The organism is Shewanella scandinavica (genome assembly GCF_031932065.1).
GTDB lineage: Bacteria > Pseudomonadota > Gammaproteobacteria > Enterobacterales > Shewanellaceae > Shewanella > Shewanella baltica.
The window spans coordinates 1-20,617 of sequence record NZ_JAUOES010000039.1; the positions used below are offsets into that span (position 1 = coordinate 1).

General features: G+C 44.9%; 18 protein-coding genes. 10 read left to right on the top strand and 8 right to left on the bottom strand.

Features of this window, described 5'->3' with window-relative positions:
- Window positions 1–157: 157 nt before the first annotated feature.
- Genes Q4Q50_RS20970 through Q4Q50_RS20980 form a run of 3 tightly spaced genes read right to left on the bottom strand, consistent with a single transcriptional unit; the run spans window position 158 to window position 2,514 of the window.
- A complete protein-coding gene (locus Q4Q50_RS20970; RefSeq protein ID WP_311900973.1) occupies window positions 158–1,096 on the bottom strand; it encodes an SPFH domain-containing protein in 939 nt (312 codons plus the stop codon).
- Window positions 1,096–2,031 (bottom strand): SPFH domain-containing protein, encoded by a 936-nt coding sequence (locus Q4Q50_RS20975; protein WP_012586651.1) that lies wholly within the window; start codon window positions 2,029–2,031, stop codon window positions 1,096–1,098. The genes Q4Q50_RS20970 and Q4Q50_RS20975 overlap by 1 nt, the downstream gene beginning before the upstream one ends.
- A 12-nt stretch (window positions 2,032–2,043) precedes the next feature.
- Window positions 2,044–2,514, bottom strand: coding sequence for an NfeD family protein (locus Q4Q50_RS20980; protein WP_012586650.1), 471 nt, complete (start codon window positions 2,512–2,514; stop codon window positions 2,044–2,046).
- A gap of 475 nt (window positions 2,515–2,989) precedes the next feature.
- Here Q4Q50_RS20980 and Q4Q50_RS20985 point away from each other — a divergent pair, with 475 nt between their 5' ends.
- Window positions 2,990–3,742, top strand: coding sequence for an outer membrane protein OmpK (locus Q4Q50_RS20985; RefSeq protein WP_259574114.1), 753 nt, complete (start codon window positions 2,990–2,992; stop codon window positions 3,740–3,742).
- 102 nt (window positions 3,743–3,844) lie between these two features.
- Here the strand turns inward: Q4Q50_RS20985 and udp are convergent, their stop codons facing one another.
- Window positions 3,845–4,603 carry a uridine phosphorylase gene (gene udp, locus Q4Q50_RS20990; RefSeq protein WP_006083287.1) on the bottom strand — a complete coding sequence of 253 codons (759 nt, stop codon included), beginning with the start codon at window positions 4,601–4,603 and terminating at the stop codon, window positions 3,845–3,847.
- Between the two features lie 413 nt (window positions 4,604–5,016).
- Here udp and Q4Q50_RS20995 point away from each other — a divergent pair, with 413 nt between their 5' ends.
- Window positions 5,017–5,229 (top strand): HP1242/YdcH family protein, encoded by a 213-nt coding sequence (locus Q4Q50_RS20995; RefSeq protein WP_006083288.1) that lies wholly within the window; start codon window positions 5,017–5,019, stop codon window positions 5,227–5,229.
- Window positions 5,230–5,293: 64 nt separating this feature from the next.
- Here Q4Q50_RS20995 and Q4Q50_RS21000 read toward each other — a convergent pair whose 3' ends face one another.
- Both Q4Q50_RS21000 and Q4Q50_RS21005 read right to left on the bottom strand, forming a co-directional pair.
- Window positions 5,294–6,469: a type III PLP-dependent enzyme gene (locus tag Q4Q50_RS21000; protein WP_006083289.1), complete on the bottom strand. Its 1,176-nt coding sequence runs from the start codon at window positions 6,467–6,469 to the stop codon at window positions 5,294–5,296.
- A gap of 376 nt (window positions 6,470–6,845) precedes the next feature.
- Window positions 6,846–7,325, bottom strand: coding sequence for a hypothetical protein (locus Q4Q50_RS21005; RefSeq protein ID WP_311900979.1), 480 nt, complete (start codon window positions 7,323–7,325; stop codon window positions 6,846–6,848).
- Window positions 7,326–7,495: 170 nt separating this feature from the next.
- Here Q4Q50_RS21005 and Q4Q50_RS21010 point away from each other — a divergent pair, with 170 nt between their 5' ends.
- The 3 genes from Q4Q50_RS21010 (at window position 7,496) to Q4Q50_RS21020 (ending at window position 10,997) form a co-directional block, all read left to right on the top strand.
- Window positions 7,496–8,332: a mechanosensitive ion channel family protein gene (locus Q4Q50_RS21010; protein ID WP_311900981.1), complete on the top strand. Its 837-nt coding sequence runs from the start codon at window positions 7,496–7,498 to the stop codon at window positions 8,330–8,332.
- Window positions 8,333–8,450: 118 nt separating this feature from the next.
- Window positions 8,451–9,989 carry an SEL1-like repeat protein gene (locus Q4Q50_RS21015; protein WP_311900983.1) on the top strand — a complete coding sequence of 513 codons (1,539 nt, stop codon included), beginning with the start codon at window positions 8,451–8,453 and terminating at the stop codon, window positions 9,987–9,989.
- Window positions 9,990–10,220: 231 nt separating this feature from the next.
- Window positions 10,221–10,997 carry a substrate-binding periplasmic protein gene (locus Q4Q50_RS21020; protein WP_311900985.1) on the top strand — a complete coding sequence of 259 codons (777 nt, stop codon included), beginning with the start codon at window positions 10,221–10,223 and terminating at the stop codon, window positions 10,995–10,997.
- Window positions 10,998–11,030: 33 nt separating this feature from the next.
- On the opposite strand, the gene Q4Q50_RS21025 is transcribed toward Q4Q50_RS21020, so the two are convergent.
- A complete protein-coding gene (locus tag Q4Q50_RS21025) occupies window positions 11,031–11,870 on the bottom strand; it encodes a LysR family transcriptional regulator (RefSeq protein WP_311900987.1) in 840 nt (279 codons plus the stop codon).
- Window positions 11,871–12,059: 189 nt separating this feature from the next.
- On the opposite strand from Q4Q50_RS21025, the gene Q4Q50_RS21030 reads away from it, so the two are divergent.
- The 4 genes from Q4Q50_RS21030 to Q4Q50_RS21045 all read left to right on the top strand — a co-directional run bounded on the left by Q4Q50_RS21030 (window position 12,060) and on the right by Q4Q50_RS21045 (window position 16,968).
- The gene (locus Q4Q50_RS21030) at window positions 12,060–12,791 is read left to right on the top strand and encodes an SDR family oxidoreductase (RefSeq protein WP_311900989.1); all 732 of its coding nucleotides are present in this window, start codon (window positions 12,060–12,062) and stop codon (window positions 12,789–12,791) included.
- Window positions 12,792–13,280: 489 nt separating this feature from the next.
- The gene (locus Q4Q50_RS21035; RefSeq protein WP_006087070.1) at window positions 13,281–13,610 is read left to right on the top strand and encodes a cytochrome c; all 330 of its coding nucleotides are present in this window, start codon (window positions 13,281–13,283) and stop codon (window positions 13,608–13,610) included.
- 193 nt (window positions 13,611–13,803) lie between these two features.
- On the top strand, window positions 13,804–15,528 hold the full coding sequence (locus tag Q4Q50_RS21040) for a DUF3373 domain-containing protein (protein WP_311900993.1): 1,725 nt from the start codon (window positions 13,804–13,806) through the stop codon (window positions 15,526–15,528).
- A gap of 54 nt (window positions 15,529–15,582) precedes the next feature.
- Entirely contained in the window at window positions 15,583–16,968 is a 1,386-nt protein-coding gene (locus Q4Q50_RS21045; RefSeq protein WP_311900995.1) for a tetrathionate reductase family octaheme c-type cytochrome, read from the top strand.
- A 233-nt stretch (window positions 16,969–17,201) separates the two neighbouring features.
- On the opposite strand, the gene Q4Q50_RS21050 is transcribed toward Q4Q50_RS21045, so the two are convergent.
- On the bottom strand, window positions 17,202–18,704 hold the full coding sequence (locus tag Q4Q50_RS21050) for an EAL domain-containing protein (protein ID WP_311900997.1): 1,503 nt from the start codon (window positions 18,702–18,704) through the stop codon (window positions 17,202–17,204).
- Between the two features lie 261 nt (window positions 18,705–18,965).
- Here Q4Q50_RS21050 and Q4Q50_RS21055 point away from each other — a divergent pair, with 261 nt between their 5' ends.
- Window positions 18,966–20,615: an ABC transporter transmembrane domain-containing protein gene (locus tag Q4Q50_RS21055; protein ID WP_311890642.1), complete on the top strand. Its 1,650-nt coding sequence runs from the start codon at window positions 18,966–18,968 to the stop codon at window positions 20,613–20,615.
- Window positions 20,616–20,617 lie beyond the last annotated feature (2 nt).

Consider the following 20,617-nt stretch of genomic DNA (forward strand, 5'->3'; position numbering starts at 1 on the left):
GGCGGTTCATTCAATAGAAGCTGTATGATTTCTCCCTCTCCTCTATCCACCACACAAACCACTACATACATTATTCAATTACAGCCAAAAAATAAGGCCAAATACCTGAGTATTTGACCTTAATAATTCAGCTTAATAACTTCGTTTAACCAGAGCCTTAGCTCGGTTTTTCTTCCGTTAAGCCTATGCTATTCATCCAGTAATCGAAATCCACCATATTACCCGGCAATACCACTCGACTATTCTTCTGGCTTAAGCCATCGAGCTGTTTAAAGTACTGTTCACCGAGTTGCATCCGCAAGGCATTGTGGCCACCCGGCGCAGCAATAACTGTGGCAAGACGTTCGATCGATTCCGCCGTCGCACGGGAAATAGTTAAAATTTCCTCAGCCTTACCTTCAGCTTCGTTAATACGTCGCTGCATCTCACCTTCAGAGCGGTTTACCGTCTCAGCTTTAACACCTTCTGAACGGTTAATCTTGCTCTGCTTGTCGCCTTCACTCTTAGCCAATAATGCGCGGCGCTCACGCTCAGCATTCACTTGCATTTCCATGGCATTTTTAACCGTTTCAGGCGGCGTGATATTTTTAATCTCATAACGATGCACACGTATGCCCCACATAGCACCCGCTTGATCTAATACCTGCACTACCTTGGCAGAAATCACATCACGCTCTTCAAAGGTACGGTCTAGGTCCAGCGTTCCTATGACAGAGCGCGTGGTGGTTTGCGCCAACTGGATAGCCGCGTAGCGATAATCGGTAATACCGTAACTGGCTTTGACTGGGTCGGTCACTGAGATATAAATCACCCCATCCACTTCAACGTTAACTTCGTCGCTCGAAAAACATTCCTGCGGCGGTACGTCGATGGTCTCTTCTTTCAAATCATGAATGAAAGCGACTTTATCCACGAAGGGGATCAAGGTATGGAAACCCGCATCTAAGGTGCTGTGGTACTTACCTAAACGCTCCACAATATAAGCCGACTTAGTGGGAACGAGTCGAATCGATTGGAAAAGCTTAATCACGAAAATGGCAAAGATAAGTCCCCAAATTGCCATCACAATCAAATCTGTATCTAATGGAAGATTCATTATCGCGCTCCTTTGCCACTATTATTTTGGCCACTCACAGTCTGAGTGACTTGCTCCATGCCTTCGAAGAAACCTTCGAGTTTCGCCATTTCAGCGGGGACAACAGAGACCTGTGCATCATTGAGGATCTTGCCAACTTGAGCGATAAACTGTTCTTTCAATAACATATTCATCGCATCTGTGCCGCCATTGACCGCTAACGCCTGCGAGATCATTGCCATACCTTCGGATTTCGCTTTGGCTATGATAGCGATCTCCTGACCTGTACCTTTGGCTTCATTAATCCGTTTCTGCTTTTGACCTTCTGACAGGTTAATCGCCTCTTGGCGCTCACCTTCAGACATATTGATCATCGCCGCTTTTTCCGCATTGGCCAACGTGATTTCAGCGCGTTTGCGACGCTCGGCTTCCATCTGCTTCTCAAGGGTGTGGATCACATGGCGCGAAGGAGTGATATTGCGAATTTCATAGCGCAATACTTTGATCCCCCAAGGCTCAGACGCCTTATCGATTTCCCGCACTATGGATTCATTCAAGCTATCACGCTCGGAGAATGTTTCACTCAAACTCAGCTTACCTATCTCAGAACGCATTGTGGTTTGGGCTAAATTCACCGCCGCTTTACGATAGTTTTCAATGCCATAACTCGCTAATTTGCCATCCATCACTTTTAAGTAGACTAAACCGTCCACTTCCAGTTGAGTGTTATCTTTAGAGATACAACTCTGTGGCGGCACATCTAATACTTGCTCACGGGTATCGTGACGGTAGGAGACGCGGTCGAAGAAAGGGATCAAAAAATGAAATCCAGGGTTTAATACTGCACGGAATTTCCCCAGACGCTCAATAACATGCACTTCACGCATCGGCACGATAAGCATCAACTTATAGAGAATAAAAAAGATAAATAAAATGACTAAGGTAAATACAAACATAGATTCCATCCTTTAGTTTTTGGAAGCTTCTATTGAAATAGGCTCAACGACTAGAGCGATATTTTCACGACAAATAATTCTGACTTCGGTCCCCGCAGCGATAGTGGTGCCATCGCCCAACGCTGGCCATTCACTCCCCTGAAATTCCACCCGCCCGGGTGCTTGTCCAGGACCTATGGTCTGCTTTACGCGCACAATTTGATTGTATAGATCGATTGCTTCATCCGTGTTATCCACATGGGAATCACCACCAACGAGCCTTTGAGTTACTTGTCTGAAGGTCAATAACAACACAATGGCCGAGATAAACCACAGGGTCATGCTCTGCACTACGCCTTCGACTAGTCCTATGCCTAACGCGCCAGCCACGACTAAACAAGCCGCACCCAGCAACACTATGATGCCACCGGGAACCACTATTTCGGCGAGCATGAATACTAGCCCCACCACAGCCCACACTAAAATCGGATTTGAAAACTCCATATTTCCCCCTGAAATGAGAGTGTCCTTTGCAGCAACTATAACAGCAGCGTTTCGGATAAGCGACATAATATGTCAAAATTTACTAAGCCGAATGCGCAATCAATCGCCTATGTGTTAGGCCTCATTCTCCCATATCCACACGGCAATGCCCTTAGGTTGTTTTAAAATTAAGCATAATTAATTCAAAAAGATAGCAAACCTCAAAGCCGACACTTATTCATCCACAGAAAAATCTATTTAAAATCAATCGGCTAAAAATGGATTTTCACCATAACGATTATGTGATTTTGACAACAACATTCGATAAAAACTTTGAATAAATGTAAATTTTTGCATATATTGCCCCCACTTTTGTGCCAGTCCTTTGACGTACACCCACGCTAGGTTTGAACTTACCCATCAAACCATGCCATAGGTCAGAGAGCGGATTGAGTAAGACACGAATTAACTTCGACCTATACAACAGGAAATAATAATGAAAAAAACATGCCTATGCCTAGCACTCATGCTTTCTCCTCAAGCATTTGCGGGTGACTTAGTACAATGGTGGGATTTCAGTGCAACAGCCCTCTATGGCGAAGACTACGATTTAGCGGCATCGGACAAACAAGCCACTATCACCTTAGAAACGGCGGGCGGCTGGAAATACGGTGATTGGTTTGCCTTTCAAGATTTTATCTATTTCAAAGGTAACGACACGGGCATGGAAAGCACTACCTATGGTGAGATTTCGCCACGCTTCAGTGCCAGCAAAATCCTCGGCGAGAAAATCGCCTTTGGTCCAGTAACAGATTTATCTCTGGCACTGACCTATGAAGAAGGTGAAGGCCCAGTTCACAGCCTGCTTTACGGTTTAGGCGTTGATGTCGCCGTGCCTTATTTCACTTACCTGAACTTTAATACCTATCGCCGCAACGGCATGAGCACAGGCAACAATAGTGACGGCTGGCAGTTCACCCCAGTATTTCGCATCGACATTCCCGTTGGTTCAGCCAACATAGTGCTCGATGGCTTTATCGACTGGGTATTTGCCACCGATGATAATGGCTACGAGGAAAACTTCCACTTCAATCCACAGCTGAAATACGATCTTGGTAAGAGTCTGTTCGGTGATCATCAAGCCAATAAATTATTGGTGGGTATCGAATACGATTTGTGGACCAATAAATACGGTGTGAAAGGCGTCGATCAAGACACTTACTCTGTGATTGCCCAATACCATTTCTAATCGGTATAGACACAATTTTGAAGTAACAAAAAAGGTGCCATTGGCACCTTTTTTAGTTTGTTCACTCACTTTGCAGGGGAGTGTCGCTTAGCGTAATAAAAATCAGGCTAACAGTTTTTTCGCTGCAGCAACCACGATAGAAACCGCACTGACTTCGGTTTTCTTCATTGTTGCTTCATCAGGAATTTCTTGTTGGGTGCGGTTTACAATCACACCAGCAACACAGGCAGCACGCCAGCCTTGAGTGGCACACATAGTGAATAAGGTGGAAGATTCCATCTCATAGTTCAGTACGCCCATATCTTGCCATTCTTTCATTGAACCCGCGAAACGACGCGTTACACGGCCAGTGACAGTGTCATAACGCTCTTGGCCTGGGTAGAAAGTATCGGAAGAAGCCGTTACGCCAATGTGTGGCTCTACGCCTGCATCGCGACACGCTGCAACCATAGCAGTGGTACATTCAAAGTTTGCAACCGCAGGGAACTCCATAGGTGCAAAGTGTAAGCTTGCGCCATCTAAACGCACTGAAGCTTGAGTCACAATCACATCGCCCACATTCACATGGGGTTGAATTGCACCTGTAGTACCAACGCGCAGGAAGGTATTCACACCTAACTGTGCAAGTTCTTCTACTGCGATAGAAGTCGATGGGCCACCGATACCGGTTGAACACACGACTACTGGCTTACCATCGGCATACGCTAAATAGCTTGTATACTCGCGGTGGCTAGCAAGAAACGTCGCATTGTCCATTAGTTCGGCAATACGTTTTACGCGCTCTGGATCACCTGGAACGATTGCCAAAGTTGCACCATCGAGCATTGCTTTGGTCAAACCTAAATGAAATACATCAGCCATTGTGAAAACCCCTTTCATTTTTGATAATTAAATTCTTATAAAATCGACTTTAACCTAGTATCGAAGCGGTGAAGGTTAACTTGATCACAGAATTATCGGCAAGAAGTAATTGTTTAGTCGTAATCAAATTACCAATCACCCTCACATCTGATCACAAGATAGCAAATTTGCCCGCACTGCGAATGTCAGTCTGATTTATGCCTAAAAAAGTGTGAACCAGATCCTAATCACATGCCATAGATAGCGGCAAAGATCGTTTAATAAACTGATTTATAAGAAATTAAAATAAATCATCATTTAGTATTAATCTGAAGCGGGATGAAAGGTGATCTAAATCACGTTTCACTACAGAGTGAAAGGTTAGGGTTAAGACGAAACCAGAAGTGTAATAAATGACGACAAGGAGAATGCCGATGTTTCCAGAGTACAGAGAATTAATTTCCACCTTGAAAACCCAAGATGCTCATTTTCAACGTAAGTTTAACGAGCATAATCAGTTAGACGAGGAAATCAAACAACTGGAAAAACGTGTCGCCAGTGATTTCAACCCGACAGTGAAAGAACTCAAAAGCAGAAAGTTACACCTAAAAGAAGAGATTTATCAGATCCTCAAATCCCACGAGTAATTCCAAACTTCTTTAGCGAACAACAAGGGCGCTTAAGCGCCCTTATTCATGTCAACTTAATCGCTTACAGATAGTAATCTTTCAGCGGTGGGAAACCGTTAAAGCACACTGCCGAATACGTCGTCGTATAAGCGCCAGCGGTTAACCAATACATGCGATCACCAATGGCTAAGTCATTCGGTAAACCATAGCTGTAGTGCTCATACATGATATCGGCACTGTCGCAGGTTGGGCCGGCAATCACGCATTTATCCAGCTCGCCTTGACGATCAGTATAAATCGGGAACTTAATCGCCTCGTCCATCGTTTCAATCAAGCCTGAGAATTTACCCACATCGGTGAACACCCAACGCTCTAACGCTGTGTAGGATTTTTTGCTGATCAGTACCACTTCAGACACTAAAATCCCCGCGTTAGAAATCAACGATCGGCCCGGCTCCAGAATAATTTGCGGTAAATCGTCACCGAAATCTTCCTTCAGGAAGTGAGTGATCTGCTCGGCATACACACCCAATTGATTGGTTTTATCAATATAGTTAGCAGGGAAACCGCCGCCCATGTTGATCATCTTCAGGGTGATATTGTGCTCATCACGCAGACGGTCAAAAATGCTTTTCACTTTACCTATGGCAGAATCCCAAGCACCGATATCACGTTGCTGAGAACCCACATGGAAAGAAATACCAAAAGGTTCTAAGCCCAATTCCTGCGCCAATACTAATAGCTCATAGGCCATTTCGTTTTGGCAGCCGAATTTACGCGATAATGGCCAATCAGCCGTGTCTGTACCTTCGGTCAAAATGCGCACGTAAATACGCGATCCCGGTGCTTCTTCAGCGATCATTCGCAGATCGGCTTCTGAGTCGGATGCATACATACGCACGCCGCGCTCATAAAATGCACGTACATCTTGACGCTTTTTAATGGTATTGCCGTAGCTGACTCGGTCGGTTGTCACGCCGACATTCATGACCATATCTAGCTCATAAATCGAGGCAATATCAAAGTTTGACCCTTTATCTTTAAGTAAAGATAAGATCTCGGCCGCGGGGTTTGCCTTAACTGCATAATAAACGTTGGCGTAAGGAAAACTATTAACCATGTCATCGTATTGTTTCGCTATGATACTGGTATCAATCACTACGAACGGGGTTGCTTTGTCTTTGGCAAACGCTTCAATACGCTTGAATGTGTCCATGTCATAATAGTCAGCAACATCAATAGATTGAAATTGGCTCATTGGGCCAGAGTCTCCTTTGGGTCAGGTAGATAAAAGTGAGTGTAATGTCTTAAAAACGTGCGCAGTAAACGATATTTTCTCGCTTTACGCAACGAATTTTTATGCTGAATTTATAACTTTTTATTCCACAATGTTTTACGGGGCTAAACCACCAAAAAAAGCCTCTATAAAACAAATGATTATGCACACAAACTCTAAGGTAAATTTGTGTGCATTATCAGAATAAAAAGTGAATTTTTTACGACGTTATCGCAAAGGAGATGGATAGACTGGCTCAAGCCAACATTTCCATCCCAAAGCGATAAGCTTGACGGGCGAGCGCACCACGAAAGAAGGCTAATGTGATGCTTTAAAATAGGTCAGTTAAATTGAATCGTTACTGCGGCTGATTCAGTTTTGCGAGTGCTTGGCCCAAGGCTTCACTGGAATCAAAATAGGCGATATCTAAAATATTACGCTGATTGAGCAATATCATAGTGGCCATATCTTTGGTATCGGGTAATAAGCGACTGATCTCACCTTCCCTATCTAATCCAATCGCAAAGGGTAAATCTTGCATTTGTGGCACAGCAACAAACTTAGCAATCAAAGAAGGCATGCCACTGATATCCGCGACATAAACTAACCTAGCAGGCATTTGAGTCGTACTCAGAGGCGTGAGTGCTTCTTTAATCACATCGCCGCCTTTCATGCTGCGGCTAAAGAGTAAAACTTGAGTTTCATCTGTCACACTTATCGTTTGATCATTTTGATCGAGAAGTGAAATAGGATTAATCGCATCGCCAGCAACGTAACTCGCAGCATACGCCCACATGGGGGTTAATAGACAAGACAGACATAACAACAGCGTTTTCATAAACACTCGACTCCATTATTGGATAGGCGGACAGCATACCTGACTCCCCCTATCGACTCATTAAACCAACCGCGATTACATGATACGCTTCACACATGCATGGCGAATAAGCATTTGATGGGATTTCTGCGCTATACTCGCACAGTTAAGTTTATTACAAGGATATCATAATGATAACACCTGGACTCGATCAGGAATTGCAGCAACTACAAGGCGTTTATCAGCTGATCACAGAGTTTTTAGTTACCTATAGCTTCCAATTGGTCGGCGCTTTGCTGATCTTTTTACTGGGTTTGTGGGTCGCCAGTAAGGCATCACGCTTAGTCGCAAAGCAGTTCGAAAAACACAATATCGACATTACCTTAAGTAATTTTGTCAGTAACCTTATCCGTATTCTGATCATCATAATGGTTGGAATCATCGCCCTCGGCAAAATCGGCATCAGCGTCACCCCTATGGTGGCAGCCATTGGTGCAGCCTCCTTAGGTGCAGGCTTAGCCTTGCAAGGCATGTTAGCCAACTATGCCGCCGGCGTGACCATTATCGTCACCCGTCCTTTCGTTGTAGGGAATACTATCGAAATCAAAGGGGAAAGCGGCGTCGTTAAACGTATCCACTTAGGCATGACCATACTCACCAATGAGGAAGGCGAGCAAATCAGCATTCCTAATAAGCATATCGTCGGTGAGATCCTGCATAATTCCTTTAGCAATAAACTGGTCGAAACCCAGTTCAATCTCAGTTACAACACAGATCCCGAACGGGCCATTAGTGTGATCACTGAATTATTGAGTAACAATCCCTATGTTTATCAAGAGACTGCACCCAATATTGGCATCAATGGTTTTAATGCTATCGGGATTGAAATGGGAGTGCGCTATTGGGTTCCCACGCAAAGCTATTTTCAGCATAAATATAAGGTGAACTTAGCCCTCTACAACGCCCTTAAGCAGGCGGGAATAGAGATTGCCTGCCCCATCAGAGAGATCCATCTGCAAGATAAATAACGCTAATGATCATGGGGTTGACCGGCGTAGTCGGTCTGCCTAGCCCACATTGTAAACTTGCATTCTTGTACGAATTTACGTTTACTATGCTCCCAAATATCGATAGTGATGGATTACTATGTTGTTGATACTCATAATTATTGCTTTTGTTGTACTGTTTATTTTCTTCGCTAAATATCAAAAAAAACAAGCTCAAGCCGAAGCGCTTGCCGCTGGAGAGCCCAATGCGCTACTCGATCATGGCATCGCACTGATTAATAAAAATCAAGTGGAAGCTGGCTTAGATTTTATTCATCAAGCCGTGGATAAAGGGCTGGCCGTTGCGGCTATCACCCTTGCCGAATTATATTCGGGCCGATTCCCACAAATCCCCGCCGATCCCAAGGCATCTAACGATTGGTATAAAAAAGCGGCCGAACTCGATGCCCAATACTTATCACTGTTAACGCTATCGAATTTGCTTTCGCCTGAGGCGCAAACTCGGGAAGATCTAGAAATGCTGGAGGCTCAGCTCAAACCCAATGCTGAAGCAGGCGATGCCACGTTTCAGTATGAACTTGGGCTTTTATATGAAAGGCAGCCTCTACTCGATCCAGATGCGACTCAAGCCATTAATTGGTTTGAAAAAGCCGCAGCCCAACAACATCCAGATGCCGATTACCACCTAGGGGCGCTTTATTGGCATGATGAACGCGTTACTTCGGACTATTCCAAAGCACGGGAATACTTTGAAAAATCTGCCGCCGCTGGTGATGAATTAGCAAAAGATGATCTAGGGTATATGCTTGCCGCAGGCCAAGGTGGACCTAAAGATTTAGCTCGCGCAGAGGCATTACTTAGCGAGCGCGCCGCAGACGATGATTTCCGCCAGTATTATCTTGGTAAACGTTTCCTCTACGGTGAAGATTTTGCTGTCGACTATGACAAGGCGCGCCATTGGTTAAGCCAATCTGTCGCTAGAGGTAATGACTTCGCTAAGATTGAATTTGCTCATCTTTTACTGAAAGCGCCACAAAATGAAAGTGATTACCAACAGGCTAAAATTGACTTTGAAGAATTCGCACTTAAGTGGAATGAAGACGCACTGCTAGGCCTAGGCAAGATTTATGAGCAAGGTTTAGGCGTGAGTCGCCAACCGATTAAAGCGTTAATGCATTACCAGCTCGCGGCCATGAGCAATAGAGCCGATCATCTAAAAGAATTAGCCAGATTCAGTCAGCAACTAGGCACCTTAGAGATAAGAGAGGCCGAGCGGCTGCGTGACAGTTTCTTGCATCAGTATCCAATCCCCGCTGAGCAACAACAATATTTTTATTCCTATAAGGCTGAATCATTTTTAAGTGGTGAAAAACCCACTCAAGAGGCTCTACAGGCAGCAGAAACTTGGTTCATCAAATCGGCAGAGCTAGGTAATGAAATTGCTATGCGGGAACTGGTCAATATTTACAGCGCGGAGCGATTAAACAAGCCAGTACAAGTGTTTATTTGGTCTAGTTTATTGCTACGTCATTTTGGTAAATACGGGATGAATAGCGCTCAACGACTCCATCAAAACACCGCAAAATCATGCTTAACAGAATCCGAACTTGCCTACGCCGAAACTCAAATTGAGGCCATTGAAACCCAATTTATGCCCTATCTTGAGTCAGAAAGGTAAGTTGACCAGCAGCGAATGAGTCCCAAAAAGGTTTGGCCAAATTAAATAAGCCGAACCTTTTAGTGGCAAAATAGAGTGCATTTATAAATCCTTAAAAAGCACAGTAGATATATAAGCACTACAATCATTGTATTCACTAAACCTGTACGGCTAAATGACTAGACATAAAACCTAGTCCGATTAACTGTCCAGCCCGATAATTAAAACTGACCATTTTAATAGGCAAGATGAATGAGGCTGATACTGACCATTGTCATTTCATGCTTATTTCTGTCCCAAGCGAAGGCAGAAACTTCTGCTGTTGTCTGGCAAGCACACTGCCGCGATAGGCATCCTGTTATTTATATCGAAAAGGGTGAGTGTAAAGGCCCTGGTGCAGCTGTCATCAATCAAGTCATCGCCCGTCTAGGTCACAAGGTAAATTGGAGTAATGTGCCTTGGGCACGCACGATTAAAGTCGCCGAAACGGGACAAGTCGACCTCATTCCCGTCCATTCGATGACACCCGAGCGTAAGGATTTTCTAGACCCTATGCTGTTGGGCTATGACAAACGCTACGTCTATTACTTTGCGTTTGCGAATCGACTGCTTGAGGTCAAACATTTCGATGAATTAAAACCCCATATCATTGGCGCACTCAGAGGCGCTTTTTACTGTCCGCAGTTCAATGACAATCAAAACCAACTAAAAGTGTCTTTTGTTAATGATAACGGTCAGTTAATCAATATGTTGAAGGCTGGACGTATCGATTTAGCCATCACCTCCGAACAACATGAAATGCAATTCTTTGCTAACGATCCCCAGCTTAAGCAAATGGAATACGTCGACATCAGCAAGAACGGCCGTTACTTCAGCATTCCGCTCATGTCGCCGCTGCATCAATATGCCAAGCAAGTTCACCAGATAGTCGACGACATGCGTACCGCAGGTGAAATTACTCAACTATTTAAATCCTACGGCGTCGAGCCTCCACTTAATCTCACTGAATCGCCCTTAGCGACTCACTGATCTGAATACTGATAACCCAAAACTAACTTGGAATTAATTCGCGCGTGCGGCTAAATGCCGTAACAAGGCTGCCAGCGTTGGCGCAATCGTCTGATGGGACGGGTAACACAGACCAATACGACGAAACATTCTCGGACCATCAAATTTTACTTGCTTGAGTCTAGGCTCATCCTCAATTAAACCATCGGGTAAAAAACTCACCCCAAATCCAGCCAACACCAGCGACATCACGAGAGACTTAGATTCGGCCTTAGCGACTAAATTGAGCGACATATTGCTGCACGCCAGTAAACCTATCGTCTGCTGATGAGCTTCACAGGGTGGACACTCGATAAAGTCAAAACCATTTAGCTGCTCGGGGCGTAGGCTATCGACTTGGGCGAGGGCATGCTCCTTGGGGACGCACAGCACATAATCTTCTTCCCATAGCGGGAAAAACACTTCATCTTCATGGCGTAAACTGTCGATAGTTAAACGACAATCTGCGGGGCTTTGGTAATCCACCAGCTCCAGATCTAGCTTCTCAATGGCTTGATTCACCTGCTGTAAAAATCCCGCCAAACGCCGCTGACTGAGATCTGGCATCACAGCCAAACGTAGCTTTTGCCGGCTCGCCTTCGCCATAAACAGACCCGGCAATTTACTCGCCTCCTCGACTAATTTAACCGCCAAAGGATACAAATAATGGGCGCTATCTAAGGGTTTAACGCCTTTCTTACTACGCTCAAATAGCTGGCCGCCTAACTCTTCTTCCAATTGCTTTAAGCCAGCTGACAATGAAGGCTGGCTCACAAAGCAACGGTTAGCCGCTGCGGTGATATTGTTCTCTTCAAAAATTGCGATAAAGAAACGCAGTAAACGTAAATCAACCATTTTATCTTCTCCGACAACGGCGAATTAGTACAAAGTTCGATAATAGTGTCATAGGCTGAGACTATCATATCCAGCTGGAATAAGTATTTTTCGGCTAAAAATCCCCAGTCTATACTGATTGCCAACTTAAAGACGCCGAACAACAGTTTGTTTACGGCTCAGATTGGCTTCAATTAATAGGAAATACTAATGAATCAAGTTACTAAATCACTGGTTGTCATCACGGGCGCTTCATCGGGTATTGGCGCCGCTATGGCCAAAAGTTTTAGCGCCGCAGGCCACCCACTGTTATTACTGGCACGCCGGGTTGAAGCAATGCAAGCACTTGAATTACCTAACAGCCTCTCTATCAGCGTCGATGTCACCGACACTGCAGCCATTAAAACCGCCATAACTCAAGCAGAAGCACAATTTGGCCCTGTCGGCTGTCTTATCAATAACGCGGGTGTGATGTTGCTGGGTCAGATCGATGTGCAAGATCCTAACGAATGGAGCCGCATGCTCAATATCAATGTGATGGGCGTGCTTAATGGCATTCATGCGGTATTAGCCGACATGAAAGCTCGCAAAACTGGCACTATCATTAATATCAGCTCAGTGGCGGGGCGTAAAACCTTTCCAAACCACGCTGCTTACTGCGCCACTAAATTTGCCGTGCACGCCTTAACAGAAAACATTCGTGAAGAAGTCGCCATAGATGACGTACGCCTTATCACTATCGCCCCCGGCGCAGTAGAAACTGAGTTGCTAAGTCATACCACCTGCGATGACATTAAAGCCGGTTACCATGACTGGAAAGAAGAAATGGGCGGCGTTATCGCGCCTGAAAACGTCGCCGCTGCTGCGCTGTTTGCATGGCAACAACCGCAAAATGTGTGCGTACGCGAAATCGTTTTAGCGCCAACACGCCAACAACCTTAATCCGTCCCGAGTCCGTATTCGCCTAGACTGTTTAGGCGAATACGGCTCAGAAACACTCATCAACCCAAGCCAAAAAACAAAAAATGTCAGATCATGCTCTAGCATTTATAGCTTAGTGCCACATCCCGCAACCATCTCGCTAATTTTAAAATAGCTACTTTAGTTAATGCATATTTTACAAAGTGTTAGCTAAATCACAGTCGCTTTTGGCGTGTTAAGTACCAAACACGACAGGTAAAATCGACATGGCTAATTTAGCTAAAAAATCAACCTATTGGTTTTACTGAAATAAAAATGGCGTAAACCGCGACAAAACACAGTCAATTAGATTTTTATCAATGAAGTTTTTGTCAATTAGATTTTTTTAATGGAAGTGATGCACCTCAAATTTACTCACTGTGGTTTTTGATAAATTTGTTCACAAGGCGGAATCAATAAAAACACTTCGCCAACAAAGTCATACAAATGGCCACAAAAGTAAGGAATGAGATGATGAAAACATTAACCAAGATAGCAATAGCAATGGCCGTAATAGGCAGCTTAGGTATCAATGCCTACGCAGCAGACGGTGGTAACCCAAAGAAAGGTAAACATTTATACAAAAAAGAATGTAAAGCCTGCCATAGCCAAGGTGGCGAAGGCGGTGAACTTACCCCTATGACCAAGACTATGAGCCAATGGGATCGCTTCTTTGATAAAGATAAGCACAAACTCAAACCAGAGGTATTCAACGGCTTCACAGAACAAGACCTCAAGGACATACAGCAATTTTTGTATGACCACGCCGCCGACTCAGACCAACCACAAACCTGCGGCTGATCTCTGCCCATTTAACGGCCTAAGGCAATGGTAGAAAGCAGCCCTGCAACTGCGACCTAACTCATTGACTTAAAGAATTTAAAAACCCAATGCGAGAAATATGGGGAAACACCTCAGGGACTCCTATTGGGTAAATTTGGCGAAATGCTTCTTAGCGAGATAGCGCCAACAGAAAAACTCAGGGAGAAACCTTATGCGTACCCTTATTTCCATACTCGTTGCTAATGCCTTGTTTATGTCGGGCCAAGCCCTTGCTGCACCGAACGATGTGCAAAGTGAAACGCAAAAAATTACCGAACTCAAGCAGCAACTTGCCGATATTACCGAGCAATTGGATGATCTTAATGATCGCGTAGATAAAACCGAGCGACACACATCATTAGATCGTCTTGAAATTACAGGTGATTTCCGCACTAAAGCCCATTCATTGCATTACCAAGATGTAGTCTGGAGCCCAGCGATGAAGGTTAACTTCAACGACTTTGGCGCCAAAGCTATGTCTGGCGCCTTCGGCATGCCCAACGATCTAAATTCGCCACTTGGCAAAATGATGCAAGCCAATCCAGACCTTGCCGCCGCCTTCCAAAATGGCATGTTGCAGGGCGTGATGCCCTATGTGCTCGCCCCCCAAAGCGTGCAGGACATAGATAACGACATCTACTACACCACTCGTCTGCGCCTCAACCTCAAGGCAAAAGTATGGGATAACGTCAGCTTTGCTGGCCGTCTCAGTATGTTCAAAAACTGGGGCGACTCCACAGGAGTGCAAGTGTTTGACTCTTGGCGATCTTTCACTATGGATGGCACCAGCAGCGGCAATACCAGTGGCGACTGGTTGCGGGTCGAACGCGCCTATTTTGACTGGAAAAAAATCAACGGCTCCGAGTTTTATCTCTCCATTGGTCGTCGCCCTTCAACCTATGGTCCACCAAGCCACTACCGTGAAAACGAGCTACGTGGCGGCACGCCTTCAGGCCATTTAGTTAACTTCAACTTCGATGGCGCCACCTTAGGTTATAACCTAGGGGAAATCACCGGGGTTGAAGGGCAAGTTGTCCGTTTTTGTTACGGCCAAGGCTTTGAATCACAATGGGGCAATGGCGAAATGTTTGGTGACATAGTCACTAAAGATACCCACCTAGGTGGTTTTAATATCGATGCCATCAACGATGGCACCAACTTCCTCCAGTTCACCTTGTTTGGCGCTAAAGATGTGAATGACGGCTTTAAAGGCACTATGGCCTTCCCTACCCAGCTGGCGGGCATTTTCGCTCCGACCATGTACCAAGATATGCAAAAGTTCGACAATTTTAACTTTGTTACCCGAGTACAACCCAGCGGTGTGATTGGTGACATGTACCTAGGCGGGATTGGCTTTGCACGGGAAGAAGCAAACGATATTAAATGGTTTGCCTCACTCGGCTGGACTCGCGCCGAGCCCAATGGCAACGCAGGTATGTTTGGTGGCATGTTATCCGATGCTATCTTCGAGGCTGAGTTAAATAGCACTGGTACAGAGATCATCATGGTGCCTAAAACCAGTGACGATAGTGATACCAAAGACGGTTACGGCATTTATGTCGGCGTACAAATTCCTGCACCCTACGGCAAGTTTGGTCTGGAATATAACTATGGTTCTAAATATTGGACACCCTTCACCCAAGCCCAAGACGACCCTATCGGTAGCAAACTTGCCACCCGTGGTCATGTGGCCGAAGCCTATTATATCTTTGATATCAATCCAAAAATGTTTATCAAACTGGCCGGGCTTTACTACGACTATGAATACACAGGTAGCGGCACACCTGTGGGTGCTCCGCAAAAAATTGATGATGTATTAGCAGGTTCGGCTTACTCCATGTTGCCAGTGGTCGATACCGCCTTCGACATGAACGCCTCACTGACCATTAACTTCTAATCCGAATAGATAATCGCAATCAGCCCTCGGTCAAGCCGAGGGCGGGAGTACAAAATGAAAAGACTCTTATTTATTGCCTTGGCGGGCATGACATTACAAACCTATGCCGCCAATCCCCATAAAGATGCACTAAAAGGCCCCTTTACCACAGGTTCCGAAGTCACCACACAATGTTTAGTCTGCCACGAAGACCAAGCAACAGATGTGATGAAAACCTCCCACTGGACTTGGGAGTTAGCCCAAAAACTCCCCGATAGGATAGTAGTGCGGGGCAAGAAAAACAGTATTAACAACTTCTGCGTGTCTATCTCCAGCAATGAGCCTCGCTGCACTAGCTGTCATGCTGGCTATGGTTGGAAGGACAAAACCTTTGATTTTAAAGATAAAACCAAAGTGGACTGCTTAGTCTGCCACGACACCACTGGCACCTATGTGAAAGATCCTGCGGGCGCTGGCGAACCTATGGCTAAGCTCGATCTAGCGAAGATAGCCCAAAATGTCGGCGCTCCAGTACGGGACAACTGCGGTAGCTGCCACTTCTACGGCGGTGGTGGTGATGCGGTGAAACACGGGGATCTTGATTCTTCCATGTCTTACCCTGACAAAGCGACCGATGTGCATATGGACAGTGATGGCAATGACTTCCAATGCCAAAACTGCCATACCACTGAAAAACATCAAATTTCGGGTAATGCCATGGGCGTGTCACCAGGCGGTATCGACCATATAGGTTGTGAAAACTGCCACGATAGCGCGCCGCACAGCAATAAAAAGCTCAATACCCATACCGCAACCGTGGCTTGCCAAACCTGCCATATTCCCTTCTTCGCTAAGAATGAACCCACCAAGATGCAGTGGGATTGGTCAACCGCAGGGGATGATAAGCCTGAAACCGTAGATCAATATGGTAAACACACCTATCAGAAGAAAAAGGGTGACTTTGTATGGGAGAAAATGGTTAAGCCCCAGTACGCTTGGTACAACGGCACCGCCAATGCCTATATGGCGGGAGACAAGATGGACCCGAATGTCGTCACTAAACTCACCTACCCAATGGGTGATATTAACGATGCCAAAGCCAAAATCTATCCCTTTAAAGTGCATACTGGTAAGCAAATTTACGACAAGAAACTCAATATCTTTATCACCCCAAAAACCTATGGCAAAGGCGGATATTGGAGCGAGTTTGACTGGAATTTAGCTGCGAAACTGGGTATGGAAGCCAATCCAACCATGTTGGAAAAAGGCATCAAATACAGTGGTGAATATGACTTTGCAGCCACCGAAATGTGGTGGCGTATCAACCACATGGTATCACCTAAGGAGCAAGCATTAAATTGTAACGACTGCCATAACAAAGGCACACGACTTGATTGGCAAGCCTTGGGGTATCAAGGCGACCCAATGAAAAACAAACAAGGCCCTAAACATAAGCAATAACCCTATTGACTCGCCTAAAGCCTAATCGAGGCCAAGGCGAGTATCGCTCCCCTGCAAACCTTTGAGAGCTTAGTATCCCGTCGGCTAAGCTCTCTTTTTTTATCTCACAACCTAACCTCAACACGCGTTAAGTGAGCGGTAAATGCAATCGACAAAAGGAATTAACCTCAAACTTGCACTTTGCGATGATAACAAGATGAATTTACGCATCGCATGACGATAATTTTCGAGCACTAAGCAAGAGTAAACTTGAAAAAATCTTCCGCAGCCAAAGGCTTAGAATAATAGTAACCTTGGATAAGTTTAACTCCTAATTCACCTAAATACCCTTGCTGTTCAACCGTCTCCACCCCCTCCGCAATAACATGCAACTTAGACTCGTTTGCAAACGAGATAATGGCATCTAAGGTTTTGCCATTAAAATTATGGGATTGACCAATGGTATCGACAAACATCTTATCTATCTTCAATGTACTGATCCCAAGGTGTTGAACATAACTAAAACAACCATAGCCCGTACCTGCGTCATCCAACTTAAGGTCAATACCTAGCGCATAAATCTTATCGAGTGTCTGGCGAGCTAACATCATATCTTTGATCGGTAGTCGCTCGGTGATTTCCAAGGATAACCTGTGATGCCCCAGTATTCCTGATTCGACAATTTTTTGTAATTGATGATAAAAATCATCATTTTCAAGATGAGCAGGCACAATGTTGATACTAAAAAATAACGGCGGGCATTGCCCCCCTAGCAGTTGAATATCATTAATGACCTTGTTCAACATACTCGTCGTCATGGGAAGAATGTGTCCCCTCGCTTCAGCAAAGGGAATAAACTGATTGGGTGGGATCATCCGATTATCATGCCGAAGCCAGCGCACCAACACTTCTGCCCCCACAGGCATTCCCGTACTACTATCGACAATAGGCTGATAATAGGGAATAAACTCCCCCCGCTGAATGCCCCGTTTTATTTGACTATCAAGGGAAATTTGATGGTTGTTCCAACGCCAATACACTAAACACGCCAACAAACCTAAGACAATCCCGGTTGCTACACTGACCCGCCAACCGAGCTGTGAATATTGTTCAAGGAAAACACGATTACCTGATAGCTCAAAGGTCGCATGGTAGTAGGGATTTTGCTCTTGAACGACATGGTAAACCACAGGTTCATCAGCAAAATTATCAAACCCAAACTCAATATAAGGATCTGAATCTAAGCTCACCTTGTACTCAAGACATCGCTCGCAATCCACAGGAACAAAATACCTCGGCCTAAGGGGAGTGATACTGGCAATGTAATCAATCCCCTCCATGTGACGTATTAAAAATAATTCGTGACTTGTCTGAGTATTATGGCTTGCCACCGCAATACTTAAATTCTCTCTCACCTTATGGGCTTTCAATGCAGTTAAATCATGGGGTATTACGCCAGACTGACAGAGCACCTGATTATCTTTGTAAATGGCAAACCAGCGGACAAAGCTGGAGTCAAAGGCTTTCTGTTTCAATAGACTTTCTAATTCTGCAGAGCAAATCACACTAGGCTCTAAGCGAGGCATTTCAAGTAGTTGTTCAGCTGATTCAGTAATATACATCTGAAATTTACTTGCGAGCATCTCCGAATCACGCGCGATAACGCTATTAGCAATGATGCGATCCACGCCCTTCACCAGCACCAATCCGAGTGCAAATACGACGAGAAAAATGATGAAGTACTTTATTTTGAACATGGTTTATTCATACCCGACTGTCACCCTAAATAATGATTACGTTGTCTAACACCACTAAAACACCACATCGACCACCAACATAAAGCAAACATAATGTTAACGACAAAACAGAGTAAACACATTAAAAGTTAAACTAAATAAGCAATAAAATTCATTTATTTGGTGATATACACTATAAATTGTTAATGATAATGTTAACTGTGATGTTAATGCGCTTTTTGATTTTCGTGATAAATGTAACGTATATAAGGTGTGTGAAACATGATCGAATCTTTACGTCTATTGGCACAGCACAAATCATTTACCGAGCTTTTGCTTTCATCCACGCTCATTAATGTACTGTCACTGGCATTACCATTCACTATGCTGCAAATCTATGATCGGATTTTACCCAATGAGGCCTATGGCACAGCCAGTGTATTAGCGATTGGCGTTGGGATAGCGATACTTCTGGAACTGCTGCTGCGCTATATACGTAGTTGGTTGCTTGCCCTCAATGCTTCAAACTATGAGCTACAAACCACCACTCAATTTGTCGACCGGCTAATGAAGGCGGATTATCACCATGTTGAGCAATTAGGGGCAGGCAAAATACTCCACGGAATTACGAGTATCGCGACCATGCGTGAGATTTACTCTGGGCAAGCAGCAGTCGCATTAATGGATTTCCCTTTTGTTATCATATTTTTAGCCTTGGTAGCCTATATTGGCGGGCCATTAGTCTTTATCCCCATACTGGTTTGGGGTATAGCAGGCGTTGGAGTGTGGCAAATCGGCAAAAAACTCGCCATCGCCACCCGAGAACTCGCCATAAGTGAAGATGAACGAACCCGCTTACTCATTTTAGTGTTATCAGGCTTAACAACGGCAAAGGCCCTAGCCTTGGAATCCCGAATTACCTCTGCCTACAAAAAAATCAACTACCAAAGATTAGCGCAGCAAAATGAGGTTGATTGGCTATCATCCAAGTTACAAGAATGGATCCAGGGGGCTTCACAGGCCACCACACTAGCACTGGTACTGATTGGCTGTTTTGAAGTCTTAAATGGCGATCTAACAACGGGGGGATTAGCCGCATGCTCAATCCTTGCAGGCCGAGCCGTAGCGCCCTTAAGTGCCATTGGCAGTTTAAAAGCGAAGTTTGTTACCGCGCAATCTGCAATGCAAGATGTTAACGAAATCATAGCCTCCCCTCCAGAATCCTTAAATGGTAATAAGATTTACCATCAAAAATTACCCTCAGGCCCCATTCAATTTGATCAAGTATCTGCACAACAAACAGGGGCAAAGCTTAAGCACATTAACCTGACAATCCCCGCGGGTAGCCTGGTCACTGTAACCTCAAACCCACTCACACATGCCAGTTTATTGTTAAGTACCGTGGGCGGATATCATCAGGTGACTGAAGGTGCCATCAAGATTGATTCTATCCCATTAACTGAACATGACCCGCTGGAGTATCGCCAATCCATTAGTTATGTGTCGCCATGGGCAACGTTATTTGCAGGTTCCATCTTGGATAACCTGACTCTCTTTCGCCATGAGCGGGAAGCCTATGCCATGGTTCTCGCTGACAAACTGGGCTTATCTGCCACGATTGCGCAGTTGCCTGCGGGCTATCAAACCTTAGTGGGTAATAATGACAGCCAAATGCTCAATAAGGGTGCCATAAAGCTCATCGCCATTGTCAGAGCGCTTGCCCAATCCCCTTCGATACTCTTACTCGACGAGCCTATGGTCTCCCTCGATGCAGACTCTCAGCAACGTCTACTTGCTTTGTTACTCGAACTCAAAAACCACATCACCCTGATTGTGGCCTCCTATTTTACGGAAATTGCAGCGATCAGTGACTATCGCATCCATATTTCATCTCAAGGGGATGCAACCATGATGTCAAATGGGGAACTTTAACA